This is a genomic window from Terriglobus sp. YAF25 (assembly GCF_052113305.1).
Classification (GTDB): Bacteria; Acidobacteriota; Terriglobia; order Terriglobales; family Acidobacteriaceae; genus Terriglobus.
In genome coordinates this window covers 1-1095 of sequence record NZ_JBFRCY010001038.1, presented here as the reverse complement: position 1 = coordinate 1095, position 1095 = coordinate 1, and the positions used below count along the sequence as shown (strand labels likewise).

Annotated in this window: 1 protein-coding gene; it reads right to left on the bottom strand. The window is 59.2% G+C overall.

All coding sequences use genetic code 11. The features are described 5' to 3' along the window. Window positions 1-1060, bottom strand: a 1060-nt coding sequence (locus AB4043_RS26360; RefSeq protein WP_442308634.1) for an FAD-binding protein, incomplete at its 3' end; no start/stop codon positions are given. Between the last annotated feature and the right edge of the window lie 35 nt (window positions 1061-1095).

Genomic DNA, 1095 nt, shown 5'->3' with positions numbered 1-1095 from the left:
CCATCATGTAGTGACAGGTCGGTCCCACTTCCATCGGCTCCCTGGTGATATCCACATCTGCCAGTTCCAGGAACTGGTGATACATGCTGGGCAGCTTTCGCTTTACATAGTCGGCAGGCTTGTGAGAGATGTCGAGAAAGGCGCCTCCGTGCTCGGTGCCGCGATTCTCGCGCACTTCGGTATAGATCGAGCGTGCCACCACGTCGCGGGTAGAAAGTTCAAGTTTTTTGGGATCGTAGCGTTCCATGAAACGCTCGCCGTTCTTGTTACGGAGGATGCCACCCTCTCCGCGCACGGCTTCAGTCACCAGGATGCCTTGAACTCCCGGCGGCCAGACCATGCCAGTCGGATGGAACTGAACGAACTCCATGTCCATCAGATCGGCGCCGGCTTCATAGGCGAGCGCCATACCGTCACCGGTGTATTCCCAGGAGTTTGAGGTGATCTTCCAGGCCTTGCCGATGCCCCCCGTACAAATCACAACAGACTTCGCCCTGAACACGACGAAGCGGCCCTGTTCACGCCAATAGCCAAAAGCGCCCACGATGCGGTTGCCGTCTTTGAGCAGCCGTGTGATCGTGCACTCCATATATACGTCGATACCCAGGTGCACACCGCGGTCCTGCAAGGTGCGAATCATCTCCAGCCCGGTGCGGTCGCCGACGTGGCACAGCCGTTTAAACGTATGGCCGCCGAAGGCCCGTTGCAGGATGTCGCCGTTCTCGGTGCGATCAAACAGAGCTCCCCATTGTTCCAGTTCGCGCACGCGCTCAGGAGCTTCCTGAGCGTGGAGCTGCGCCATGCGCCAGTTGTTCAGGAATTTGCCGCCGCGCATTGTATCGCGAAAGTGCGCACGCCAGTCGTCGGATGTATCCACGTTGGCCATCGCTGCGGCAATACCGCCTTCGGCCATTACTGTGTGTGCTTTGCCGAGCAGGGACTTGCACACAATACCGACGCGGACGCCCTGGGCCAGGGCTTCAATTGCAGCGCGAAGACCAGCGCCGCCCGCGCCGATGATGAGCACGTCGTGTTCGTGAACTTCGTATCTTGAGGTCACAGCAGCCGAATATCCTTGAGCAGCCCCGCAGAGAC